The 22,106-nt window shown below is 69.9% G+C and carries 23 protein-coding genes; 17 read left to right on the top strand and 6 right to left on the bottom strand.

Annotation, left to right across the window (positions count from 1 at the left end; all coding sequences use genetic code 11):
• The 7 genes from FOF45_RS06075 (at position 1) to FOF45_RS06045 (ending at position 6,483) form a co-directional block, all read left to right on the top strand.
• The gene (locus FOF45_RS06075; RefSeq protein ID WP_158983083.1) at positions 1-1,011 is read left to right on the top strand and encodes a sulfate ABC transporter substrate-binding protein; all 1,011 of its coding nucleotides are present in this window, start codon (positions 1-3) and stop codon (positions 1,009-1,011) included.
• 168 nt (positions 1,012-1,179) lie between these two features.
• Positions 1,180-2,049: a sulfate ABC transporter permease subunit CysT gene (cysT, locus tag FOF45_RS06070; RefSeq protein ID WP_158983082.1), complete on the top strand. Its 870-nt coding sequence runs from the start codon at positions 1,180-1,182 to the stop codon at positions 2,047-2,049.
• A 24-nt stretch (positions 2,050-2,073) separates the two neighbouring features.
• Positions 2,074-2,922, top strand: a complete 849-nt coding sequence (gene cysW, locus FOF45_RS06065) for a sulfate ABC transporter permease subunit CysW (protein ID WP_158983081.1) — start codon at positions 2,074-2,076, stop codon at positions 2,920-2,922.
• 142 nt (positions 2,923-3,064) lie between these two features.
• The gene (locus tag FOF45_RS06060; protein ID WP_158987271.1) at positions 3,065-4,108 is read left to right on the top strand and encodes a sulfate/molybdate ABC transporter ATP-binding protein; all 1,044 of its coding nucleotides are present in this window, start codon (positions 3,065-3,067) and stop codon (positions 4,106-4,108) included.
• A 139-nt stretch (positions 4,109-4,247) separates the two neighbouring features.
• Positions 4,248-5,240: a porphobilinogen synthase gene (gene hemB / locus FOF45_RS06055; RefSeq protein WP_158983080.1), complete on the top strand. Its 993-nt coding sequence runs from the start codon at positions 4,248-4,250 to the stop codon at positions 5,238-5,240.
• Positions 5,241-5,244: 4 nt separating this feature from the next.
• Positions 5,245-5,706 carry a GNAT family N-acetyltransferase gene (locus tag FOF45_RS06050; RefSeq protein ID WP_158983079.1) on the top strand — a complete coding sequence of 154 codons (462 nt, stop codon included), beginning with the start codon at positions 5,245-5,247 and terminating at the stop codon, positions 5,704-5,706.
• A gap of 30 nt (positions 5,707-5,736) precedes the next feature.
• The gene (locus FOF45_RS06045; protein ID WP_158983078.1) at positions 5,737-6,483 is read left to right on the top strand and encodes an SDR family oxidoreductase; all 747 of its coding nucleotides are present in this window, start codon (positions 5,737-5,739) and stop codon (positions 6,481-6,483) included.
• Between the two features lie 38 nt (positions 6,484-6,521).
• Here FOF45_RS06045 and FOF45_RS06040 read toward each other — a convergent pair whose 3' ends face one another.
• Positions 6,522-7,529 carry a chorismate transformation FkbO/Hyg5 family protein gene (locus FOF45_RS06040; protein WP_425481896.1) on the bottom strand — a complete coding sequence of 336 codons (1,008 nt, stop codon included), beginning with the start codon at positions 7,527-7,529 and terminating at the stop codon, positions 6,522-6,524.
• Positions 7,526-8,959 carry an NAD(P)/FAD-dependent oxidoreductase gene (locus FOF45_RS06035; RefSeq protein ID WP_158983077.1) on the bottom strand — a complete coding sequence of 478 codons (1,434 nt, stop codon included), beginning with the start codon at positions 8,957-8,959 and terminating at the stop codon, positions 7,526-7,528. Before FOF45_RS06035 ends, FOF45_RS06040 begins: the two co-directional genes overlap by 4 nt.
• A 136-nt stretch (positions 8,960-9,095) precedes the next feature.
• Between FOF45_RS06035 and FOF45_RS06030 the strand changes: the two genes are divergently transcribed.
• The 9 genes from FOF45_RS06030 to FOF45_RS05990 all read left to right on the top strand — a co-directional run bounded on the left by FOF45_RS06030 (position 9,096) and on the right by FOF45_RS05990 (position 16,149).
• A complete protein-coding gene (locus FOF45_RS06030; protein WP_158983076.1) occupies positions 9,096-9,365 on the top strand; it encodes a phosphopantetheine-binding protein in 270 nt (89 codons plus the stop codon).
• Between the two features lie 26 nt (positions 9,366-9,391).
• Positions 9,392-10,105, top strand: coding sequence for a COG4648 family protein (locus tag FOF45_RS06025; protein ID WP_158983075.1), 714 nt, complete (start codon positions 9,392-9,394; stop codon positions 10,103-10,105).
• 73 nt (positions 10,106-10,178) lie between these two features.
• Complete coding sequence (locus tag FOF45_RS06020) at positions 10,179-10,475, top strand: ApeI family dehydratase (RefSeq protein WP_158983074.1); 297 nt, start codon at positions 10,179-10,181, stop codon at positions 10,473-10,475.
• A complete protein-coding gene (locus FOF45_RS06015; RefSeq protein ID WP_158983073.1) occupies positions 10,472-11,461 on the top strand; it encodes a lysophospholipid acyltransferase family protein in 990 nt (329 codons plus the stop codon). Before FOF45_RS06020 ends, FOF45_RS06015 begins: the two co-directional genes overlap by 4 nt.
• Positions 11,412-12,038, top strand: coding sequence for a LolA-related protein (locus FOF45_RS06010; RefSeq protein WP_158983072.1), 627 nt, complete (start codon positions 11,412-11,414; stop codon positions 12,036-12,038). The genes FOF45_RS06015 and FOF45_RS06010 overlap by 50 nt, the downstream gene beginning before the upstream one ends.
• Positions 12,035-14,389 (top strand): MMPL family transporter, encoded by a 2,355-nt coding sequence (locus FOF45_RS06005; protein WP_158983071.1) that lies wholly within the window; start codon positions 12,035-12,037, stop codon positions 14,387-14,389. Before FOF45_RS06010 ends, FOF45_RS06005 begins: the two co-directional genes overlap by 4 nt.
• The gene (locus FOF45_RS06000; protein ID WP_158983070.1) at positions 14,376-14,822 is read left to right on the top strand and encodes a hotdog family protein; all 447 of its coding nucleotides are present in this window, start codon (positions 14,376-14,378) and stop codon (positions 14,820-14,822) included. Before FOF45_RS06005 ends, FOF45_RS06000 begins: the two co-directional genes overlap by 14 nt.
• The gene (gene fabG / locus FOF45_RS05995; protein ID WP_158983069.1) at positions 14,819-15,553 is read left to right on the top strand and encodes a 3-oxoacyl-ACP reductase FabG; all 735 of its coding nucleotides are present in this window, start codon (positions 14,819-14,821) and stop codon (positions 15,551-15,553) included. Before FOF45_RS06000 ends, fabG begins: the two co-directional genes overlap by 4 nt.
• Before the next feature lie 77 nt (positions 15,554-15,630).
• Complete coding sequence (locus tag FOF45_RS05990) at positions 15,631-16,149, top strand: DUF4156 domain-containing protein (protein WP_158983068.1); 519 nt, start codon at positions 15,631-15,633, stop codon at positions 16,147-16,149.
• Here the strand turns inward: FOF45_RS05990 and FOF45_RS05985 are convergent.
• From FOF45_RS05985 to FOF45_RS05970, 4 genes are all read right to left on the bottom strand, one after another.
• Positions 16,142-16,984, bottom strand: coding sequence for a glycosyltransferase family 2 protein (locus FOF45_RS05985; RefSeq protein WP_233264063.1), 843 nt, complete (start codon positions 16,982-16,984; stop codon positions 16,142-16,144). The two genes, FOF45_RS05990 and FOF45_RS05985, sit on opposite strands and share 8 nt — an antisense overlap.
• Positions 16,977-17,759 (bottom strand): beta-ketoacyl synthase chain length factor, encoded by a 783-nt coding sequence (locus FOF45_RS05980; protein WP_158983067.1) that lies wholly within the window; start codon positions 17,757-17,759, stop codon positions 16,977-16,979. The genes FOF45_RS05985 and FOF45_RS05980 overlap by 8 nt, the downstream gene beginning before the upstream one ends.
• Complete coding sequence (locus FOF45_RS05975) at positions 17,756-18,934, bottom strand: beta-ketoacyl-[acyl-carrier-protein] synthase family protein (RefSeq protein WP_158987265.1); 1,179 nt, start codon at positions 18,932-18,934, stop codon at positions 17,756-17,758. The genes FOF45_RS05980 and FOF45_RS05975 overlap by 4 nt, the downstream gene beginning before the upstream one ends.
• Before the next feature lie 210 nt (positions 18,935-19,144).
• Complete coding sequence (locus tag FOF45_RS05970) at positions 19,145-20,950, bottom strand: DUF885 domain-containing protein (RefSeq protein WP_158983066.1); 1,806 nt, start codon at positions 20,948-20,950, stop codon at positions 19,145-19,147.
• Between the two features lie 178 nt (positions 20,951-21,128).
• Here FOF45_RS05970 and FOF45_RS05965 point away from each other — a divergent pair, with 178 nt between their 5' ends.
• Positions 21,129-22,073, top strand: a complete 945-nt coding sequence (locus FOF45_RS05965; protein WP_158983065.1) for a 2OG-Fe(II) oxygenase — start codon at positions 21,129-21,131, stop codon at positions 22,071-22,073.
• The last annotated feature ends 33 nt before the right edge of the window (positions 22,074-22,106 follow it).

Genomic DNA, 22,106 nt, shown 5'->3' with positions numbered 1-22,106 from the left:
ATGAAAACCCATCTTCGCAACGTGCTGCTCGGCCTCACGCTCGCGCTCGCCGCGGGCGCGGCATCGGCCAAGGACGTGGAGCTGCTCAACGTTTCGTACGATCCCACGCGCGAGTTCTACGCCGACGTCAACCAGCGTTTCGCCGCGCAGTGGAAGCAGCAGAGCGGCGAGACGCTCAACATCCGCGCCTCGCACGGCGGTTCGGGCAAGCAGGCGCGCGCGGTGATCGACGGCCTCGAGGCCGACGTGGTCACGCTCGCGCTGGCCGCCGACATCGACGCCATCGCCACCAACGGCAAGCTGTTGCCGACGGACTGGCAGAAGCGCCTGCCGCACAACAGCTCGCCTTACACCTCGACCATCGTGTTCCTGGTGCGCAAGGGCAACCCGAAGCAGATCCGCGACTGGGGCGACCTGGTGAAGCCGGGCGTGGCGGTGATCACGCCGAACCCGAAGACCTCCGGCGGCGCGCGCTGGAACTACCTCGCCGCATGGGCCTGGGCCTCGCAGGAATACCGCGACGGCGACAAGGTGGTCGATTTCCTCACGCGCCTGTTCAAGAACGTGCCCGTGCTCGACACCGGCGCGCGTGGCGCGACCACGACCTTCGTCGAACGCGGCATCGGCGACGTGCTTCTGGCGTGGGAGAACGAAGCGCTGCTCACCTTGTCCGACGCCGACACGCGCGCGAAGTACGAGATCGTCGTGCCGAGCCTGAGCATCAAGGCCGAGCCGCCGGTGGCATGGGTCGACAAGAACATCGACCGCCACGGAACGCGCAAGCAGGCCGAGGCCTACCTGCAGTTCCTGTACTCGCCGGAAGGACAGCGCCTGGCCGCGAAGCACGGCTATCGCCCGTCCGAGCCCGACAAGGTGCCGGCCGCGGAACTCGCCCGCTTTCCGCAGGTGAAGCAGGTGACGATCGACACCGCATTCGGCGGCTGGAAGAAGGCGCAGGCGGAGCACTTCGCCGACGGCGGCTTCTTCGACAAGATCTACCGACCGCGGTGATGGCGGTGCACGTTCGTCGCAATGCTGTCATCCCCGCGAAGGCGGGGATCCAACGGCCCGGCGACACTCCGGCTTCCGGACGGTGTGATGCGCCGGAAGCCTGGATTCCCGCCTTCGCGGGAATGACAGCGGCCTGGCCACACAACCTCATCGTCCACGCGCACTGAAATGTCGACCCTCTCCCTCCCGCTCCCACTCGCGCGCCGGGGCCGCCGGCCGCTGCCGGGCTTCGGCCTGAGCCTCGGCCTCGGCCTGGCATGGCTGAGCGTGGTCGTGCTGTTGCCGCTGGCGGCGCTGGCGATCCGCGCGGCGGGACTGGGCATGGACGGCTGGCTGCGCGCGATCCAGGACCCGCGCGTGCAGGCGTCGCTGAAGCTCAGCTTCAGCGCATCGCTGGTCGCGGCACTGGTGGCATCGCTGGCCGGCGCGCTGGTGGCGTGGGTGATCGTGCGCTATCGCTTCCCGGGACGACGCCTGCTCGACGCGCTCGTCGATCTGCCTTTCGCATTGCCGACCGCGGTGGCCGGCATCGCGCTGACCGCGATTTACTCGGCCAATGGTTGGGTCGGTCGCTGGCTGGAACCGATGGGCATCAAGATCGCCTACACGCCCATCGGCATCGTCATCGCGCTGATCTTCATCGGCCTGCCGTTCGCGGTGCGCACGGTGCAACCGGTGCTGGAAGCGCTCGGCCACGAGCAGGAGGAAGCGGCTGCCTCGCTCGGCGCCTCGCGCCTGACCACGCTGCGTCGCGTGGTATTGCCCGAACTGCTGCCCGCGCTGCTCACGGGCTTTTCGCTCGCATTCGCGCGCGCGCTCGGCGAGTACGGCTCGGTGATCTTCATCGCCGGCAACCTGCCCTACAAGACCGAGATCGCGCCACTGCTGATCACCATCCGCCTGGAGGAATACGACTACGCCGGCGCCATCGCCATCGCGGCCTTGCTGCTGGCCGCGTCGTTCGTGTGCCTGCTCGCGATCAACGCGATCCCGTCGCTGTTCGCGCACGAACGCAAGGGAGCGCGCCGCGATGCGTGAGTTCGCACGTCACGAGGTATCCACATGAGCGCGCGCAGCGACCTGCAGGAACCCGCATGGCTGCGCTGGACGCTGATCGGTCTGGCGATGCTGGTGATGGCCGCGCTGGTGGTGATGCCGCTGCTGATGGTGCTCGGCGCGGCGTTCGGCGATGGTTTCAAGGCATGGCTGGAAGCGCTGACGCAGCCCGACGCGGTGGCGGCGTTGAAGCTCACGTTGTTCACCGTCGCGATAGTGGTGCCGGTCAATGCGGTGTTCGGCATGTTCACCGCGTGGGCGGTGACGCGCTTCGAGTTCCGCGGCAAGCAACTGCTGCTGTCGCTGATCGACCTGCCGTTCGCGGTGTCGCCGGTGGTCGCGGGTCTGTGCCTGGTGCTGCTGTTCGGTTCCAGCGGATGGTTCGCATCGCTACTGCAGGAACACGACGTCAAGATCCTGTTCGCGCGACCCGGCATCGTGCTGGCGACGTTGTTCATCACGTTCCCGTTCGTGGTGCGCGAACTGATCCCGCTGATGCAGCAGCAGGGCGCGGACGAAGAGCTCGCCGCGCGTTCGCTCGGTGCCGGCGCGTGGACGATGTTCCGGCGCGTGACGCTGCCGAACATCAAGTGGGGCCTGCTGTACGGCGTGCTGTTGTGCTCGGCGCGCGCGATGGGCGAGTTCGGCGCGGTGTCCGTGGTGTCTGGCCACATCCGCGGCCTGACCAACACGCTGCCGCTGCATATCGAGATCCTCTACAACGAGTTCGACAGCACGGCCGCATTCGCTGCGGCGTCGCTGCTGACCGGACTCGCGCTGATCACCCTGATCCTGAAGTTCTGGCTGGAGGCACGTCATGGCGACGCCCTTGCGAAATCCCACCGTCGGCATTGACCCGTCCTTCACCGCCGGCATTGCCGAACGCCCGCGACGCACCGATCGCAGCGCCGTGACGGCGCCGCATTCGACCGCGTCGCAGGACTCTGGCACCCTCGGCGCGTCCGCCGCCACCGTGCGGCATCCGACCCGGAGCGGCATGGACCTGCACCTGCGCCAGCTGAGCAAGCGCTACTCGGGCGTCGCCGCGCTCGATGGCGTGAACCTCGACGTCGCCGCGGGCGAACTGGTCGCGTTGCTCGGCCCCTCGGGTTCGGGCAAGACCACGCTGCTGCGCGTGATCGCGGGCCTGCTGCATCCCGACGCCGGCCAGGTGCTGTTCGGCCGCGACGACGCCACGCGCCTGAGCCTGCGCGAACGCAACGTCGGATTCGTGTTCCAGCACTACGCATTGTTCAAGCACATGACCGTGGCCGAGAACATCGCCTTCGGCCTGCGCAGCCGTCCGCGTCGTCGGCGTCCGGACAAGGCGACGATCGCGCGACGCGTCGAAGAACTGCTCGGCCTGATCCAGCTTCCCGAGTTCGGCGGCCGTTATCCCGAGCAGCTTTCGGGCGGACAGAAGCAGCGCGTCGCATTGGCGCGCGCGCTGGCGATCGATCCGACCGTGCTGCTGCTCGACGAACCCTTCGGTGCTCTCGATGCGAAGGTGCGCGTCGAACTGCGCCGCTGGCTGCGCGAACTGCATGAGCGCACCGGACAGACGACGCTGTTCGTCACCCACGACCAGGAAGAAGCGCTGGAGCTCGCCGACCGTATCGTCGTCCTGCGCGAAGGGCGCATCGAACAGGTCGGCACACCGGATGAGATCTACAGCGCGCCGGCGTCGTCCTACGTGTTCGACTTCATCGGCCGCGCGAACGTGCTCGACGGGCGCGTGGAGGGCGGGCGCTTCGTGCTCGACGGCCACGCGTTGGCATTGCCGGCCGAGGATGTCGCCGATGGTCCGGCGCGTCTGTTCGTGCGTCCGCACGACTTCGCGCTGGGCGAGGCGGGATCGGGCATCGATGCGCGCGTGGTCGCCGCCCACCGCTTGGCCGACCGCATCACGCTGGAGCTGGCGGTGGCGGGGCAGTCGCGGCCGGTCGAGCTGGACTCCGTCGCCACGCCGGGTCTGACCACGCCCGCGCCGGGCAGCGTGTTGGGGTTGGAACCTTTGCGGTATCGGGTGTATTCGGCGTAAGCACCCCTCTCCCGACGCGCGATGCGCGTCGACCTCTCCCACAAGGGGAGAGGTGGAACGTGTTCCCTCTCCCCTTGCGGGAGAGGGACAGGCCGCCGCAGGCGGCCAGGGAGAGGGTGCGGGCGTACAATGTCGCGCCATGAGCAGCTACCCCCACGCACGCCCGCGGCGGATGCGCCGCGACGAGTTCTCGCGCCGGCTGATGCGCGAGTCCGTCCTCACCACCAACGACCTGATCTATCCCGTCTTCGTGCATGAGCGCGATGGCCGCGAACCGGTCGCTTCGATGCCAGGCGTGGAGCGCCTGTCGATCGACGAACTGCTGCGCGTGGCCGAACAGGCCAGCGAGCTGCGCGTACCGGCGCTGACGCTGTTCGGCGTGCCCGGCGACGGCAAGACCGCCGACGGCGCGATCGCATGGCGCGAAGACGGCATCGTCCAGCGCGCGGTGCGTGCGCTCAAGCAGCGCTTCCCCGAGCTGGGCGTCATCACCGACGTCGCGCTCGATCCGTACACCACGCACGGCCAGGATGGCCTGATCGACGACACGGGTTACATCCTCAACGACATCACCGTCGACGCGCTGGTGAAGCAGGCGCTCTCGCACGCGCAGGCCGGTGCCGACGTGGTCGCGCCCAGCGACATGATGGATGGCCGCATCGGCGCGATCCGCGGCGCGCTGGAAGAAGCAGGACTGATCAACACGCGCATCCTCGCCTACAGCGCCAAGTACGCCAGCGCGTTCTACGGTCCGTTCCGCAGCGCGGTGGGTTCCGCCGCGGCGCTGGGCAAGGGCAACAAGTACACCTACCAGATGGACCCGGCCAACTCGGACGAAGCGTTGACGGAAGTCGCGCTCGACCTCGACGAAGGCGCCGACATGGTGATGGTGAAGCCGGGCATGCCGTACCTGGATATCGTGCGTCGCGTGAAGGACGAGTTCCGCGTGCCGACGTACGTGTACCAGGTGTCGGGCGAGTACGCGATGCTCAAGGCCGCCGCGCAGAATGGCTGGCTCGACGAGCGCATGACCGCGATGGAAGCATTGCTCGCGTTCAAGCGCGCCGGCGCCGACGGCGTTCTGACCTACTACGCACTCGACGCAGCGCGCTGGTTGCGCGAAGGCGCATAAGCCGATGACCGGCGATGCGCGACGGCACGACGCGGCGGCGACGCTGCGTCGCGCGCGGCTGGACGATGCCGCCGAACTCGCGCGTCTGTCGGCGCAGTTGGGCTATCCACAGCAGGAGACGACCTTCGCATCGCGCCTGCGCCGCCTGCTCGTCTCCGCCGACCATCCGGTGATCGTCGCGACCGACGACGATCGCACGCTGCTGGGGTTCGTCGCGATCGAGCATCGCCTGATGCTCGAACTCGGCGAACGCGTGGAAATCGTCGGACTGGTCGTGGACGATCGCGCGCGCCGTCGCGGCATCGGCCAGGCGCTGGTGCGCGCGGCCGAGGACTGGGCGCGCGAACTCGGCGTGGCCGACGTGATGGTGCGTTCGAACATCGTCCGCACCGAATCGCATCCGTTCTACGAAGGCGCGGGCTTCACCCGCACCAAGACCCAGCACGTCTACCGAAAGCGGCTGTAACGCGACATTCCTGCGCGAAGGAAGGCCCGCATGGACAGGATCGTGATCGTTACCGGCGGCAGTCGCGGCATCGGCGCGGCGACCGCGTTGTGCGCGGCGCGCAGCGGCTATCGCGTCTGCGTCGCCTACCTCAACCGACAGGATGCGGCCGATGCCGTCGTGCAGGAGATCGAGCGCGAAGGCGGCGAGGCGATGGCGGTGCAGGCCGACGTCGGGCGTGAGGCCGACGTGCTGCGGCTGTTCGAATTCGTCGATCGCCGTTTCGGCGAAGTCACCGCGCTGGTCAACAATGCCGGCATCCTCGAACGGCAGATGCGGGTGGAGGAGATGGACGCCGAGCGCCTCACGCGCGTGTTCAACGCCAACGTCGTCGGCAGTTTCCTATGCGCGCGCGAGGCGGTGCGGCGCATGTCCACGCGCTATGGCGGCCACGGCGGCGCGATCGTCAATGTGTCTTCGGTCGCGTCGCGGCTGGGATCGCCGAACGAGTACGTCGACTACGCCGCGTCGAAAGCGGCGATCGACACCCTGACGCTGGGCCTGGCGAAGGAAGTCGCCGCCGAGGGCATCCGCGTCAACGCGGTGCGTCCCGGGTCCATCTACACCGAGATCCACGCCAGCGGCGGCGAGCCCGGGCGCGTGGACCGGGTGAAAGCGCGCATCCCGATGCAGCGCGGCGGCGAAGTGGACGAGATCGCACGCGCGATCGTGTGGCTGCTCTCGGACGAGGCTTCGTACATGACCGGCAGCCTGGTGGACGTGTCGGGCGGGCTGTAGGACGCGCCACGCGCTCTCCCGAAGGAGAGCGGCTCAAGTCACGCGTGCGCGCCGTCGATCTCCACGCGCAGTTCGCGGCGACACACGGCGGCATGCAGGAGCACACGCGGGACGTCGGGGCCGAAGCGCGCGTCGAGTTCGCGCGCGACCGCCTCGATCTCATCGACGTGGCGCACGTACACCTTCAGGTGCGACTGCGGGCCGAACTGCGCCGGCAGCGACGGCCACTGCGCGCGCGCCGCGGCGAGCAGGCTGTCGAAATTCGCCAGCGTTTCGCCGAGCTGGGTGAGCACCGATCCGGCGTGCTGCGATTCGTGGCCGACGATGGCCGCGGTGCCGGAGATCATCAGCGGCATCGCGCTGCCGACCGGGGGCAGCATCGCGCGGGCGAAGCTCGGCGGCTGTGGGCCGTACTGGCGCGGATAACGGTAGGCGCTGATCTGGCGCGGATTCTCCAGCGGCGTGCCCGGCGCGCGCGAGGCGAGCCAGTACACCTGCAGGCGGCGAGCGTCGTCGACGCGGCCGATCGCGGTCGCGGCCGGCAGCGTCTGCGTGTCGACCAAACCGAGTCCGCGCGCACGGCCGACGCAGAACTGGCGATAGCGCTCTTCATCGCCTTCGCCGAGGGTGATGCCGTCGAGGTAGTTCCACACGCGCAGCAGGTGCGGGTAACCGCGCTGCGCGAGTACGTCCGACAAGCGGCGGTACAGGCGATCGGCCGTCGCCTCGATGTCGCTGCCGCCGTCTTCGCCTTCGCGCTCGTCGAGTTCGATCGCGCCGAACTGCAGCGCGCCGTCCTCGGCCCAGGCGAGGTCGCCATCTCGGCCGCGCGCGACCGGACCGCTGCCGCGCCAGACTTCCAGCGGCGCCGGGCCAAACGGTTCCAGCGCGACGCGCAGGTAGCGCGGATCGTCGTGCACGGGCGCGTTGCGGCCGAAGCCGATCACCGCGAGCGTGTCCTCGCTGGCGAGCGCTGCTTCGGGCGTCGTGTCGACGTAGTCCACCGTCCAGCGCGGCGCCAGCGGCAGCGGATGAACCGCGCTCACGAGCGCGTCTCCGGGCCCGGCTGCAGCGTGTCGGCGTTGCCGGCGAGGCCGACATCCACGCCCACCTGGCGACGACGGCGCAGCCAGCCGCGCAGCGCCTGCGGCGCCATGCTGATCGCGGTCATCGTGTAGATGAAGCGGAACAGGCGCAGACGGCGCAGCACTGCCGGATTGTCGAACACGTCGCCAGCGAGCATGGAGATCACCGCCTGCTCGACCTGCCACACGTTGCGCGGATGGTTGAACAGGTGGCGCATCACCGGCGTGGTGAAGCGGTAGATGAACCACTGGAAATGCTTGAGGCCACGACGCAGGCGCGTGTCCATTTCGCGTTGCAGGCGCGATTCGCTGGACGGATCGCGCAGCGCGCCATCGACGACCTGCGCGGCCTGCTCGGCGCTGTTCATGCCCAGGTACACGCCGGAGGAGAACACCGGATCGACGAACGCGTACGCGTCGCCCACCATCACCCAGCCCGGGCCGTGCATGCGCGTGCAGGTGTAGGAGTAATTGCCGGTGACGTGCACCGGTGCCACGCGCTGCGCCTCCTGCATGCGCTTGCGCACTTGCGGTTCGGATTCGAGCGTCTTCATCAGGAACGCTTCGTTCTCGCCGCGGCGCGTCTTGAGGTACTCGGGGAAACACACCGCGCCCACGCTCATCACGCCCTCGCGCAGCGGGATCAGCCACATCCAGCCGTGCGCGAAGCGCTGCACGGTGATGTTGCCCGCGTCCTCGCCGGCGCGGCGCTCCACGCCGGTGAAGTGACTGAAGATCGCCGCCGACTGGTGCAGCGTGTTCTTCTTCTTGAGCTTGAGCTGGTTGCCGAACAACGTGTCGCGACCGCTGGCGTCGACGATGTAGCGCGCACGCACCGTGAGGGCGACGCCATCCGCATCGCGCGCGTGCACGATCGACGGCCACCCGTCGGCGCCGAAATCGACGCGCTCTACCTTGTGCCGCTCGCGCGCATCCACGCCACTGGCCTGCGCGTTGCGGAACAGCAGCTGGTCGTACTCCTCGCGCTTGACCTGGTAGGCGTAGCCGAAGCGCGGGTTGAGCGCGCGGTCGAAGCGGAAGGTGTTGTAGTCGTCGCCGGTGGCGGGCATGCCGTGCTCGTCGACGATCGGGAATTCGGCGCCGGGCTTGAACGTGCCGATCTCCTTCACCTGTTCCAGCACGCCGAGGCGTTCGAGGATCGGCAGGTTCATCGGCAACAGCGATTCGCCGATGTGGAAGCGCGGATGCGCGTCCTTCTCCAGCAGCAACACCTTCCAGCCCTTGCGGGCGAGCAGGGTGGCGGCGGTGGTGCCGGCGGGGCCGCCGCCGACCACGAGCACGTCGGTGTCGAGGTGGGCGGGTTCGGCCGGGGGCGTGTTCAGCTCGGCCGGGGTTCGGGCCGGCCCGGTCGCAGAAGCGGATTCGGTCATGCCGCGAATGATAAGGGAAGGGCCGGCGAGGCTCCGTGGCGCCCCAGCTCCGGGCACGGCCGCGCGGACCCGGTTGCACCGGGCCGCCCTTTGCCGGATCGTTGCGTCCTCTCGAAGTACCGTCCTGGATTCCCCGATGTCTGAACAAAGCCCCGTCGAACGCGAACTGGCGCAGCTGCTGGTGTCGAGCCTCAACCTCGAGGACGTGACGCCCGAGCAGATCGACCCCGAGGCGGCGCTGTTCGGCGAAGGCCTGGGTCTGGACTCGATCGACGCCCTGGAGCTGGCCCTGGCCATCTCCGGCAAGTACGGCTTCCAGCTGCGCTCCGACAGCGACGAGAACCGCCGCATCTTCGCCTCGCTGCGCGCCCTGGCCGCGCACATCGAGCAACGCCGCGCCGCCTGAGCCGCCTGAGTCGTCGAGGCCCCCGCGTGAACGCTTCCGCCCCGCGCAACGCCGCGGCACCCGTGCTCGCCATCGTGCTGGCGGTGGCCTATCCGCTGCTCGCGCACTGGGCCAGCCACGACGGCGGCGGCGTGCCGGCGGCGATCGCGATGGCCGACCTGATGGCGCTGGTGCTGGTCGCGCCGATGCTGCACGGACAGGTCTGGGCCTGGGCGCTGGCGTCCGTGTCGGCGGCGGCCCTGGTATGGGTGGCGCAGACGCCGTTCGCGCAGATGCTGCTGCTGGCGCCGCCGATGCTGTTCGTAGGCCTGGTCGCGTGGATGTTCGCGCGCAGCCTGCGAGCGCCGCGCGAGGCGCTGATCACCCGGATCGTGGCTGCGATGGAGCGCTGCGAACCGGCCGAATTGCCGCGCGAGCTGTACCGCTATTCGCGACGCCTGACCGCGTCGTGGGCGATCCTGCTGGCGGTGCTCGCGCTCGCCAACGGCGCGCTGGCGATGATCGCCGTGCCCGACGGCGTGCTCGCCCGGCTCGGCCACACCCCGCCGGTGAGCATCGGCCAGGAGGCGTGGTCGCTGTTCGCCAACCTGCTGAACTACGGCATCGTCGGCGGCTTCTTCGTCGGCGAATACGCGATGCGCCGCCACCTGTTCCCGCACCGCCCGTACCGGCACTTCTTCGACTTCCTGCGGCAGATGGCCGCGCTCGGCCCGCGCTTCTGGCGGGGCCTGTTCGACTGACCGCCCGCCGACATCTTCCGGCCGGCGCCGGTGGCTTATCCTGACCGCCCTCCGTGCGACGCCGCCGCCACGCATGCCCTTCGCGATTTCCGCCGACCACCCCTGCCTGCCCGGCCATTTCCCGGGTCGGCCGCTGGTGCCCGGCGTGGTCCTGCTGGAGCGCGTGGTCGAGGCCATCGAAGCCGCGCACGGACCGGTCGCGGGCCTGCGCCTGCCGCAGGTGAAGTTCCTGCGACCGCTGCTGCCGGACGAGGAAGCAACGATCGAACTCGACGGCGCACCGCCGCGCTGGCGCTTCCGCGTGCTGCGCGACGGCATTGTGCTGGCGAGCGGCGAGATCGTCGCCGACGCGGGGCAGGCGACGGCATGAGCGCGCAATGGAAGCAGCGCCCCGAGGGCGGCGGCGTGTTCGCGCTGTGGCTGATCCGCAGCATCGCGCGTTACGGCGGTCGTGGCGTCGCGCGCGCGTGCCTGTACCCGATCACCCTGTATTTCCTGATCGTGCGCGGCCCCGAGCGTCGCGCCTCGCGTGCGTTCCTGACGCGTGCATTCGGACGTCGTGCATCGCTGTGGGACGTCGCGCGCCACATCCATACCTTCGCCGCGACCATCCTCGACCGCGTGTTCCTGCTGACCGGCGAACTGTCGCGCTTCGATATCCGCGTCGATGGGTTGCCCGCATTGGCCGAGCGCGTCGATCGTGGCGAAGGCGTGCTGGTGTTCGGTTCGCACCTGGGCAGTTTCGATGCGCTGCGCGTGCTCGCGCTGACGCGGCCGCAGCTGCGCGTGCGCGTAGTGCTCGACATCGGCCACAACCCGGCCGTGACCCGGCTGCTGGATGCGCTCAACCCGCAGTTCGCGCGCGATGTCATCGATGCCGGCCGGGACGGCGTGTCGATCGTGCTGGAGATCCAGCAGGCGCTCGCGCGCGGTGAACTCGTCGCGCTGCTGGTCGATCGCGCCACACCCGGCGACACGCCCGTGACCGCTCCGCTGCTCGGAAGCGATGCGCCATTCCCCGCCACGCCGTGGCTGCTCGCGGCGACGCTGAAAGTGCCGGTCGTGCTCGCCTTCGGCCTGTACCGCGGCGGCAACCGCTACCAGCTGGTGTTCGAGGAATTCAGCTCCGGGCTGGACATCCCGCGCCAGCATCGTCGAGACGCGGTGGCTGTGCTGGTCGGACGTTACGCCGCGCGGCTGCAGCACCATCTGCTGCGCGCGCCCCTCAACTGGTTCAACTTCTACGATTTCTGGCATGCCGACGACGCGACGCGGGACCACCAAAGCGATCTTCCTCCGCTGGGCGATGCTGCCGGCGCTGCTGCTGGCCAGCGCGACGCAGGCCGCGCCGGCTGACGGCGGCCTCGACGCGGACTGGATCCTCGCGCGCATCGCGCAGCCGGTGCCGGCGCGCACGGCCTTCGTCGAGGTGCGCGGATCGAGGCTGCTCAAGGCACCGCTGCGCCTGAGCGGCGAGTACCGCCGTCCCGACGCCGACACGCTGGTGCGCGAAGTGCGCGCGCCGTATGCGGAAACGACCACGCTGCGTGCGGGCGAGGCGCTGATCGAACGCGCCGGCCAGTCGCCGCGCCGCTTCGCGTTGTCTCGCGCGCCTGAACTCGCCGGCCTGCAGAGCAGCTTCGGGGCACTGCTCGCCGGAGACAGTGCGTCGCTGCAGCGCCATTACCGCCTGCAGGCCGATGGCACGCGCGAGCGCTGGACGCTGACGCTGACGCCGAAGGACGCCGCGCTCGCCGCGAAGGTGCAGTCGATCGCGCTCACCGGCCGCGACGGCGACCTGCGCTGCATCGAGACGCGCGCGGGCACGCGCGGCGATGTGCAGCGCACGCTGCTCGGCGGCGCCGCGCAGCAGGCCGCCTCGGTTGCCGATGCGGGACTGGCCGCGCTCTGCCACGGCGATCCCGCCCGATGAGCGCCAGCCGGCGTCTCGTCCTCGCATTGCTGTGGCTGGCAGCGCTCGCGCTGCTTGCCGCGTTCATCGCGCCGCGCGTGCAGCTCAGCGGCGACCTGCGCAAGTTCATGCCCGCGCCGCAGACGCCGGCGCAGAAGCTGCTGATCGATGAACTCGGCGAAGGTCCGGGCTCGCGCCTGCTGCTGCTCGCGCTGTCGGGCGAATCCGCGGAAACGCTCGCCGTACAGTCGCAGGCGCTGCAGGCGCGGTTGACCGCGAAACCCGCAACCGGCGAAACCCCGTTCAAGCTCGTCGCCAACGGCGCGGACCTGGGGCTCGATGCGATTCCCGAGCACCTGCGTCCGTATCGCTACCTGCTGTCGCCGACGCTGGACACGCAGCGTTTCGATGCGGAGCGATTTCGCGCCGAGCTCGACGCGCGCGTGCAGGATCTAGGCTCGCCCGCGGCGGCGATGATCGAACCGCTGCTGCCGTCCGATCCCACGCTGGAAACGCTGAAGCTCGCCGAAGCGTGGCAACCCGCCAACGCACCGCAACGCCTGCACGGCGTGTGGTTCGACCGCGCCGGCCGCGAAGCGTTGCTGGCGGTGGAGACGCACGCGGCGGGCTTCGATCCCGAAGGTCAGCAGGCCGCCGTGGATGCGATCAATGCCGCGTTCGCCGCCGTGAAAGGCGACACGAAGTCCCGGCTCACGCTGACCGGGCCGGGCGCGTTCTCGGTCGAGATCGGCGGTCGCACCGCGCGCGAGGCGAGCCTGATCGGCACGATCGATTCGCTGGTGTTCGTGTTGCTGCTGTGGGTCGCGTACCGCAGCTGGAAGGCGCCGCTGCTCGGCGGCCTGCCGCTCGCGAGCGCGGGTCTGATCGGACTCGGCGCGGTCGCGCTGTGCTTCGACGGCGTACACGGCATCACCATCGCATTCGGCTTCACCCTGATCGGCGTGGTGCAGGACTATCCGATCCATCTCTTCAGCCACCAGCGAGCGGGTGTGTCGCCGTGGGCCAGTGCGCGTGCACTGTGGCCGACGCTGGGCACTGGTGTCGCGTCCACCTGTATTGCTTACGCGACGTTCCTGGTTTCCGGCGTCGATGGCCTGCAACAGCTGGCGGTGTTCACCGTGGTCGGTCTTGCGACGGCGGCGCTGGCGACGCGCTTCCTGTTGCCCGCGCTGATCGATCCCGCACCGCGCGATGCGGCCGATTCGCGCTGGCTGGCGCGTGCATGGGAGCGCCTCGCGCGCTGGCCGCGACTGGGTGCAAGCGGAGGACTCGTGGTCGCCGCGCTCGCACTGGCGGTCGTGGTTTTCGCGCCCGGCGCGTTCTGGCAGAACGACCTGGCGCGACTCACCCCGGTGCCACCGGCCGCGCTCGCGCGCGATGCGCAGCTGCGCAGCGAACTGGGCGCGCCGGATGTGCGTTACGTGATCGCATTGCAGGCCGACGACTCGGAGCACGCGCTGCAGGCGTCCGAGCGCCTGCTGCCCGCCTTGCAGCGACTGCGCGACGAAGGTGTCGTGGACGGCTTCGATCTCGCCGCGCGCTACCTGCCCAGCATCGCCACGCAGCGTGCGCGCCAGTCGCATCTGCCGGCACCGGATGAACTGCAGGCGGCGTTGCGAACGGCCTTGCAGGGCAGTGCGTTCAACGACGACGCCTTCGACGACTTCCTCGCCGACGTGGCGCGCGCACGCGAAGCCACGCCACTGTCTCCGCGCGATCTCGCCGGCACGCCGCTGGCGGCGAGCATCGAAGGCCTGCTGCTGGCGCGCGAAGGCCACGCCACCGCACTGGTTGCGCTGAGCGGCCTGCAGGATCCCGGTGCGGTCGCGCGTGTCGCGCAGGCGCACGGCGCGCAGCTGCTCGACCTGAAACAGGCGTCGGAATCGCTGGTCGCCGAGTATCGCGAACGCGTGCTGTGGGCGCTGGCGCTGGCGGCGGTGCTGCTCGCGGCGGCGGTGTGGTTCGCGCTGCGCTCGCCGCGCCGCGTGCTGCGGGTGCTCGCGCCGATGACCTTGACCACGCTGCTGATCCTCGCCGTGCTGCGCGCGCTGGGCGTGGAGCTGAACCTGTTCCATCTGGTGTCGCTGATCCTCGCCGCGGGTCTCGGCCTCGACTACGCGCTGTTCTTCGACCACGCCGGCGACGAGCGCGCCGAACAGCTGCGCACGCTGCACGCGGTGATCGTGTGCAGCCTGACCACGCTGCTGGTATTCGCGCTGCTCGCCGCGTCCAGCATCCCGGTGCTACGCGCGATCGGCGGCACGGTGGCGCTCGGCGTTGCGTTCAATTTCGTGCTCGCGCTGCTGATCGTGCGCGCGCCGGTGAGGGAGCCGCGCGATGCTGTCGCGTGATGCGATCCTGTCGCTGGTCCCGCACGCGGGCGCGATGTGCCTGTGGGACGAGGTCGTCGACTGGGACGCGGACACGATCCGCCTGCGTGCGCACAACCACCGAGATCCGGCGCATCCGCTGCGTCATCGCGACCGCCTGCACGGCGTGCACCTGTGCGAGTACGGCGCGCAGGCGATGGCCGTGCACGGCGGGCTGCTCGCGCGCGATGCGGGCGAGGCCATGAAACCGGGCATGCTGGTGGCGCTGCGCGCGGTGGAAATCGCCGTCGCGCGCATCGACGACCTGTCGGACGCTCTGGAAGTGGAGGCCCACCGGCTGCTCGCCGGCGACGCCGGCAGCCAGTACCGTTTCAGCATCACCTGCGAGGGACGCGTCCTCGCCCACGGCCGCGCCGCCGTGCTGCATTCGCTACCGGGAGAGGAATCCGCATGAGCAGCACCGCCATCCGACGCGCACTGGTCACCGGCGGCAGCGGCGACATCGGCAGCGCGATCAGCCGTCGCCTCGCGGCCGACGGCGTCGAGGTGATCGTGCACGCCAACCAGCGCCTGGAACGTGCGCAGGAGGTCGTCGCGCAGATCCAGGCCGACGGTGGCCGCGCCAGCGCGGTCGCGTTCGACGTGGCGGACGGCGCGGCGGCGCAGGCCGCCATCGCCGACCTGCTGCAGGGTGGGGCGGTGCAGATCGTGGTCAACAACGCGGGCATCCACGACGACGGCCCGATGGCCGGCATGAGCGAGACGAAATGGAAGCGCGTCATCGACGTGTCGCTGCACGGCTTCTTCCACGTCACCCAGCCGCTGCTGCTGCCGATGGCGCGCACGCGCTGGGGTCGCGTGGTCAGTGTGTCGTCGGTGGCGGCGGTGCTGGGCAACCGCGGCCAGGCCAACTACGCGGCGGCCAAGGCCGCGCTGCATGGCGCGACAAAGTCGCTGGCGCGCGAGATGGGCAGCCGTGGCATCACCTGCAACGTGGTAGCGCCGGGCGTGGTCGAGGGTCGCATGGCCGACGCAGCGTTCCCGACCGAGGCGATCAAACAGCTGGTTCCCGCCGGTCGCGCCGGCCGGCCGGACGAGGTCGCCGCGCTGATCGGATTCCTGTGCTCGGACGCCGCCGGCTACATCAACGGGCAGGTCATCGGGATCGACGGCGGCATGAGCTGAACGGTCGGCGACGCCGTTCGCTTCCGCTCGACCCGCGCTGGCGTACGATGCCGGCGACTCCCACCGGAAGTGCCGCCATGCGCCGCATCGTCCCGCTCTTCCTCCTGGCATCGGCCTTGGCCGTCCTGGCCGGCTGTTCCTCGACATCCCAGCTCGTCACCGGCACGCCGCGCGCGCCGATCGATCCGGCCCAGGTACGCATCTACTACTCGGCGCCTCCGGGCGGATACGAGGAAATCGCACGCCTGCAAACGGCGAGCGGCAGCTTCACCTACGGCGAGCAGAACAAGCTCGACAACGTGCTCAACAACCTGCGCATGGAGGCGGCCAAGCTCGGCGCCAACGGCGTGCTGTTCGTCGGCACCGAGGACAGCTACGGCGGCAGCAGCATCGGCGTGGGCGCGGGTGGCGGCAGCTACGGTGGCTACCGCGGCGGCAGCTTCAGCTCCGGCGGGATCGGCGTGAACATCACCCCGACCAAGAAGTACGCGCACGGCGTGGCGATCTACGTGACCAATCCTCCGCCGATGCCGCTACCGCCGGCGTCGACGATGCCGCCGCAACCGCAACCTGCGCCGCCCAAGCCGGTCAACTGATCCGCGAGGCGCGCGGCTCGACCATCGGCGGCGGTGCGAACTCGCCGCTGGGGTCGTCGATGAGCGTCGGGTTGGCGCGGATGCGCCGGAACATCTCCGGCACGCCGCCGCGACGCAGTACGCCGAACACCACGTGGCTGGTGATGCGCGAGAAGTCGCGCAGCGGCTTGAAATGGCTGGGACGGAAGGATTCGTCCTCGTGCACGCTCTTGTAGCGCGACTCGATCGGCACCGATACGCAGCGCGTGCCCAGCTGCTGCGCGGCCGAGATCAGGATCTGCGCCTCGAACACGAAGTCCTCGCCTGGCACGTCCTGCAGCGCCGCGACCGCCGCCGGATACAGGCGTTGCCCGCTCTGGCTGTCGGCGAGCTGATAGCCGGTGCCCCAGGCAATGCCCCAGTCGGCGAATTCATTGGCCAGCCGTCGGTACAGCGGTTGCTGCGAACGCCGGCGCAGGCGTGCGCCGATGACGATGTGGTCGGGATGACGGTTGGCCGCGGCGAGCAGGCGCGGGATGTCGGCCGGCAGGTGCTGGCCGTCGCCGTCCATGCTGACGATCGCGCGCGCGCCCATGCGCAGCGCTTCGGCGAAACCGTCGCGCAGGCTCGCGCCCTTGCCCATGCGCCGTTCGTGGCGCAGCACCGTGACCGGCAGGTCGGCGATGCACTCGGCGGTGCCGTCGTCGGAACCGTCGTCGACCAGCACCACGTTCGGGCATTCGGCCAGCGCGCCGGTCACTACGTCGCGGATGCGCAGCGATTCGTTGAGTGCGGGGATCACCACCACGAGCTCGTCGCGGGTGAGCGGTCGCGTGGCGCGCAGGGTCTCAGTCACGGGTCACCTCCACGATGAGCGCGTGCAAGGGGCCGGCGGGCAGCACCGCACGACCTTCGCCGCGTGCGAGCGCATCGAACAGCGGCAGCATCGGCGCCATCGCGTTGCTGGCGGACCAGCGTGCGAGCGGGCCGGGCGCGTCGGAGGGATCTTCGCGCGGCACGATGCGTGCGTGCAGGCGCGGGCCGGTGCCGTCGCGCGCGAGCACCAGCGCTCCGCCGAGCAGGCCGTCGCTCGGCGCGACCTGCGCCAGCGGACCCACCGCCGGGCCGTCGTAGGCGACCAGCAGCACGGCCTCGGCGCCGTCGGCGAGCTGCGCGAGCGCATCGATCAATCCCTGCGCGAAGCTCGCCAGGTGCGCGCTGATCGCGCTGGCGGGCTGCATCGCGCCGGTGCCGATGGTCCAGTAGCCGGCCGCGGCGTTGTGCACGGAATTGTGGAAGCGCGTCGGCGACAGCGCGCGCGGTTCCTGCGCCAGCGTGGCGCACATGTAGTCGGTGATCGCCAGGTCGCCATGCGTCGAGGCGAACACCGACGGCAGCGAGGCCGGATCGCGTCCCGCGTCGTGGCACGCAGCCAGGGCGACGTCGAGCGCGACCGCGACCGTTTCCGGTGCGCGCCGGCGCTCGTTGGCGGGCAGCAACTGCGGCGAAGGCCGCGCGGGCGCATCGCCCGGCGCGGTGCCGGCGAGCGCGTAATCGCGCGCCGCCGCCCACCCGGGCAGGCCGCGCGTCCAGAAACCGATCCCCTCGATCCGCGCCTGCAATGCGTTCATGCCAGACCGAACACCAGCGAGCAGTTGTTGCCGCCGAAACCGAAGGAGTTGTTCATCGCGTAACGGATGTCGCTGCGCTGCGGCGCGAAACGGATCTGCGGACCGCAGGCCGGATCGGGCGTGGCGCTGTTGAGCGTGCCGGGCAGTTCGCCGCGTTCGAGCGCGATCAGCGCGATCACCGATTCCACGATGCCCGCCGCGCCCAGCGTGTGGCCGGTCCAACCCTTGGTGGAACTGGCGTGCAGCGTGTCCGGAAATAGTGAAGCCACCGCCGCGGCTTCGATCGAATCGTTGGCCGGCGTCGCGGTGCCGTGCAGGTTGAGGTAGCCCACGTCCGCCGCGTCGATGCCGGCACGCGCGAGCGCATCGCGCATCGCCAGGCGCGCGCCGAGTCCTTCCGGATGCGGCGAGGACATGTGGTGCGCATCGCTGGATTCGCCGTAGCCGCGCAACTGCAGGCCGCGATCGCCGGGCTGCGCGCGCTCGATCAGCGCGAAGCCGCCGGCCTCGCCGAGCGAGAGCCCGGTTCGGTCCGCGTCGAACGGGCGGCACGGCTCGCTTGCGACCAGCTGCAGCGAGTTGAAGCCGAACAGCACGCTGCCGCACAGCGTGTCGACGCCGCCGACCAGCGCCGCATCGGCGAGGCCCGCCGCGATCAGGCGCGCGGCCTGCGCGAACACCTTCGCGCTCGAAGAGCACGCGGTGGCGACGGTGATGCAGGGCCCGCGCAGGCCGGTGGCCAACTGCACGAACTCACCGATCGAATGCGGCGTGTGTACGAGCTGGCGCGCGTGCGTATCCGGGAACGCGCCGTCTTCGAGGCTCGCGTAGGCGTCCTCGGTGCTGCCGATACTGGACGTCGACGTGCCGACCACCACCGCGACGCGGTCCGCGCCGAAGCGTTCGACCACGTCGTCGATGGCCGTGCGCAGGCCGTCCTGGCCCAGTGCGAGCCACGCCAGACGGTGATTGCGCGAATCCCACGGCTGCAGCGATTCGGGCAGGACCACGTCTTCGAGGCCGTCGACGCGGCCGATCCAGCAGTCGAGCGGATCGCGGCCGAAGTCGTTGCGGCGCAGGCCGCTGCGGGATTCGCGAAGGGCCGCGGCGAGCGCGTCGCGGCCGGCACCGACCGCGCTGGTGGCGGTGCTGGCACGGATCGCGAGGGGCGCCATCGGCGCGACAGTGGACGGACTGAGCGTGGACGGCACGCAGGACTCTCTTTCGACGAACGGCGAAAGTATAGCCAGCGCCTACCGATCCCCGGTTCCCGTGCGGGAACCCGGGCCGGATCGTTCAGGCCGGGGCCGGAAGTGTCGGAGCGGGGTGAAGGGGCGCGGGCCGCCGCGGAGCCCTCTCCCGCGCGGGAGAGGGCCGTGGTGCGCTTACTTGCGGCTGCGCTGCGCCGGCACGAAGGTCTCGCGCACGGCCTTGGCCAGCTGGTCCGGCGGCAGCAGGCCCTGGTCGAGCAGGAAGTTGTTGAACGCGAGGCGGTCGAACTTCTCGCCCAGCGCGACTTCCGTCTCCATGCGCAGCTCGAGGATGCGGGTGTAGCCGTAGAAGTAGCTGCCGGCCTGGCCCGGGGCGTTGAACGTATAGCGGTCCAGCTCCTGCTTGGTCATCGCCTCCGACAGGCCGACTTTGTCGCGCAGGATGCGGCCGGCCGCCTCGCGATCGATCTGGCCCAGGTTGAGCATCGGGTCGAGCATCGCGCGTGCGGCGCGCATCAGGCGGAACTGCAGCGCGATCAGCTGGCCGTCGAGCGGCTCGTACGGAACCATCTCGGCTTCGGCGTACAGCGCCCAGCCTTCGACGTTGACCGAGTTGAACGCGAACATCGTGCGCGCCAGCGAGACGCCGCGCTCGACCATCGCGGTGAACTGCAGTTCGTGGCCCGGACGGCCTTCATGCGCGGACAGCGTCCAGCGCACCGCGTCGAAGTTGAAGTCGTCGTACTGCAGCGCCTTGCCGTCGGCGGTCGGCACTGACACCGGCAGCACGAACTGGCCCTGCTGGCCCGTGTTGCCGACCAACGGCGCCGGCAGGAAGTGCGGCGCGGACTGCGCGGCGGACTCCGCTTCGGTACCCAGGCGCATCACCATCGGGCGGTTCGGCACGTCGACGATGCGCTCCTTGCGGATGATCGGATCGATCGCGTCGATCACCGTGCGGTAGCGCGACTCGAGCTGGTCGTTGGGCATGTTGTCCTGCTTGAGCGCGCGGATCACGGCCACGTAATCGTGCGGATCGGCGACCTTCAGGCCCTTGTCCTTCGCCACCAGCGGAGCGAGCTGCGCCATCGCCGCGCGCGTCTCCATGAACTCGACCTGCGCACGGCGCACCAGCAGCGCCGGATCGATGTCGATGCCGAACTGCTTGAGCTGGTTGGCGTACAGCTCCGGCGGCAGCTTCGTGTCGGTGCGCGCTTCCGGCAGGACCGTGGTGCGCGCCCACTGGCCGTACGCCTTCAGCTGCGCGTCCAGCGCCGCCAGCGCGGCGTCGGCACCGGCCACCTTGTGCTGCGCGAACAGCTTGCGGATGCCTGCGCCGTAGGTGTCGATGTTGCCCAGCGCCTGTTCGACCTCCAGCCTGGTCGGACGCAGCAGCGCGCCGTCCTTCGCGCGTTCGGTGTAGCGGGCCATCGCCAGCTCGGTGATCGGCGTGGTTTCCTTGCCTTGGCCGACGTAGTTCTTCAGGCGTTCCAGCGCATATGCGCGGCGCTCCGGCGGCGTCTGGTCGGACAGCAGCGCGCGCAGACCGGTGAAGATGACCTGCGGCACGTCGTTCCACGGCAGGGTCAGGCGCTCGTTGAGCGCGCTGGTCTCGATGCTGTCGTCGGCGGCCTGGATCATGATCTCCAGGTCCTGGCGCACGTTCGGGTCGCGTTCTGTGGCGAGTTTGGCCTGCAGTCCGGCCTTGGCCTTCGCGGTGGCGTCGCGGAATCGCTTGCTGTTGTCGGGCTTGAAGTCGGCGATGCGCTCGTCGTAGCCGGGCACGCCGAGGAAGGACATTTGCTCCGGCGCGAACTCGGCCTGGGCCTTGATCAGGATCTGCGCGTACTCGTTGCTGGTGGCCACCCATGCCGGCGCGGGCTTCGCCGCGGCGGCGGCGGGCTTGGCGGCCGCGTGGGCGGCGAGGGCGGGCAACGGGGCGGCCAGCGCGAGGGCGACGGCAAGGACGAGAGGCTTCATCGAGTGATCCGGCACGGAGGAGGTGCGCCAGCATTGCGTCGCCGCGGCCCGCGCGGCCAGCGCCGAAGGTCATGGAACGGCATCGGCGCGCGCGATCCGTGACGCGCGGCCGCGGGAAGAATTCCGGCCCGCACCGCGCCTGCCGCATAATCGCCGCTTCGCTTTCATGGACGATCCGATGTCCGCCGTACCCGTGTCCGCCGTGCCTTCTTCGCTCGCCCTGCTCAATCCCGCCGTCGTCGCCCAGGCCGAAGCCTGGCGCGAGCGCTTCGCCAGCGCCCAGCCGTTCCGCCATGTGGTGATCGACGACTTCTTCGACGCCGACTACGCGCAGGCGCTGCTGCGCACGTTCCCGGCGTTCGAGCGCGGCAATTACATCGGCGACGACGGGCGTCCCGGCGGCAAGTCGACGCTGGACCGCATCCGCGGCCTCGGCCCGGAATTCGCGGCGCTCGACGACGCCATCCAGAATCGGCCGTTCCTCGATCTGGTCGGCCGCATCACCGACATCCCCGAGCTGATCTACGACCCGTTCTACCTCGGTGGCGGCACGCACGAGAACCGTCATGGCGCGGCGCTCGATCCGCACATCGACTTCAACTACCACCCCAGCGAGCGCTGGCATCGCCGGCTCAACCTGATCGTCTACCTCAACCACGAATGGCAGCACGAGTGGGGCGGTTCGCTGGAGCTGTTCCGCGATCCCTACGCCGACCGCACGCCGTCAGTGTCGGTGGTGCCGGCGTTCAACCGTTGTGTGATCTTCGAGACCACCGAGCACAGCTGGCACGCGTTCGATCCGATCCAGCTGCCCGAAGACAAGCGCGACCTCAGTCGCAAGTCGGTCGCGCTGTACTTCTACAGCAAGGACCGCCCGGTCGAGCAGACCGCCGGCCGCCACACCACGCACTACGTCAAGCGCCAGTTGCCGGCGCACCTGCACGCCGGCCACGCGCTGAGCGAGCACGACATCCACGAACTGCAGGGCCTGCTGCAACAACGCGATGCCTACATCCGCGACCAGCAGGAAGAGATCGCGAAACTGCTGCAGGCGCAGGACAGTGGTCTCGCCGGCAAGTTCCTGTACCTGGCCAAGCGCCTGTATGTGCGTTCGCGGCGCTGATCGGCGAATCGCGAGGCAACGAAAAAGCCCGGC

The organism is Lysobacter panacisoli (assembly GCF_009765165.1).
Taxonomy (GTDB): domain Bacteria; phylum Pseudomonadota; class Gammaproteobacteria; order Xanthomonadales; family Xanthomonadaceae; genus Lysobacter_J; species Lysobacter_J panacisoli.
Note: the sequence above shows the minus strand (reverse complement) of the source record. Positions and strands in the feature narration are given on the sequence as shown.

Excerpts from the sequence above, each read along its gene's own strand:
- FOF45_RS06030 (WP_158983076.1), top strand. The coding sequence starts at position 9,096 with ATGTCTGAACAAAGCCCCGTCGAACGCGAACTGGCGCAGCTGCTGGTG.
- FOF45_RS06020 (WP_158983074.1), top strand. The coding sequence starts at position 10,179 with ATGCCCTTCGCGATTTCCGCCGACCACCCCTGCCTGCCCGGCCATTTC.
- cysT (WP_158983082.1), top strand. The coding sequence starts at position 1,180 with ATGTCGACCCTCTCCCTCCCGCTCCCACTCGCGCGCCGGGGCCGCCGG.
- FOF45_RS05965 (WP_158983065.1), top strand. The coding sequence starts at position 21,129 with ATGTCCGCCGTACCCGTGTCCGCCGTGCCTTCTTCGCTCGCCCTGCTC.
- FOF45_RS06050 (WP_158983079.1), top strand. The coding sequence starts at position 5,245 with ATGACCGGCGATGCGCGACGGCACGACGCGGCGGCGACGCTGCGTCGC.
- FOF45_RS05980 (WP_158983067.1), bottom strand. The coding sequence starts at position 17,759 with ATGAACGCATTGCAGGCGCGGATCGAGGGGATCGGTTTCTGGACGCGC.
- FOF45_RS06010 (WP_158983072.1), top strand. The coding sequence starts at position 11,412 with ATGCTGCCGGCGCTGCTGCTGGCCAGCGCGACGCAGGCCGCGCCGGCT.
- FOF45_RS06045 (WP_158983078.1), top strand. The coding sequence starts at position 5,737 with ATGGACAGGATCGTGATCGTTACCGGCGGCAGTCGCGGCATCGGCGCG.
- FOF45_RS06005 (WP_158983071.1), top strand. The coding sequence starts at position 12,035 with ATGAGCGCCAGCCGGCGTCTCGTCCTCGCATTGCTGTGGCTGGCAGCG.
- FOF45_RS06060 (WP_158987271.1), top strand. The coding sequence starts at position 3,065 with ATGGACCTGCACCTGCGCCAGCTGAGCAAGCGCTACTCGGGCGTCGCC.
- FOF45_RS05990 (WP_158983068.1), top strand. The coding sequence starts at position 15,631 with ATGCGCCGCATCGTCCCGCTCTTCCTCCTGGCATCGGCCTTGGCCGTC.
- FOF45_RS06075 (WP_158983083.1), top strand. The coding sequence starts at position 1 with ATGAAAACCCATCTTCGCAACGTGCTGCTCGGCCTCACGCTCGCGCTC.
- fabG (WP_158983069.1), top strand. The coding sequence starts at position 14,819 with ATGAGCAGCACCGCCATCCGACGCGCACTGGTCACCGGCGGCAGCGGC.
- FOF45_RS06015 (WP_158983073.1), top strand. The coding sequence starts at position 10,472 with ATGAGCGCGCAATGGAAGCAGCGCCCCGAGGGCGGCGGCGTGTTCGCG.
- cysW (WP_158983081.1), top strand. The coding sequence starts at position 2,074 with ATGAGCGCGCGCAGCGACCTGCAGGAACCCGCATGGCTGCGCTGGACG.
- FOF45_RS06000 (WP_158983070.1), top strand. The coding sequence starts at position 14,376 with ATGCTGTCGCGTGATGCGATCCTGTCGCTGGTCCCGCACGCGGGCGCG.
- FOF45_RS06035 (WP_158983077.1), bottom strand. The coding sequence starts at position 8,959 with ATGACCGAATCCGCTTCTGCGACCGGGCCGGCCCGAACCCCGGCCGAG.
- FOF45_RS05975 (WP_158987265.1), bottom strand. The coding sequence starts at position 18,934 with ATGGCGCCCCTCGCGATCCGTGCCAGCACCGCCACCAGCGCGGTCGGT.
- FOF45_RS05970 (WP_158983066.1), bottom strand. The coding sequence starts at position 20,950 with ATGAAGCCTCTCGTCCTTGCCGTCGCCCTCGCGCTGGCCGCCCCGTTG.
- hemB (WP_158983080.1), top strand. The coding sequence starts at position 4,248 with ATGAGCAGCTACCCCCACGCACGCCCGCGGCGGATGCGCCGCGACGAG.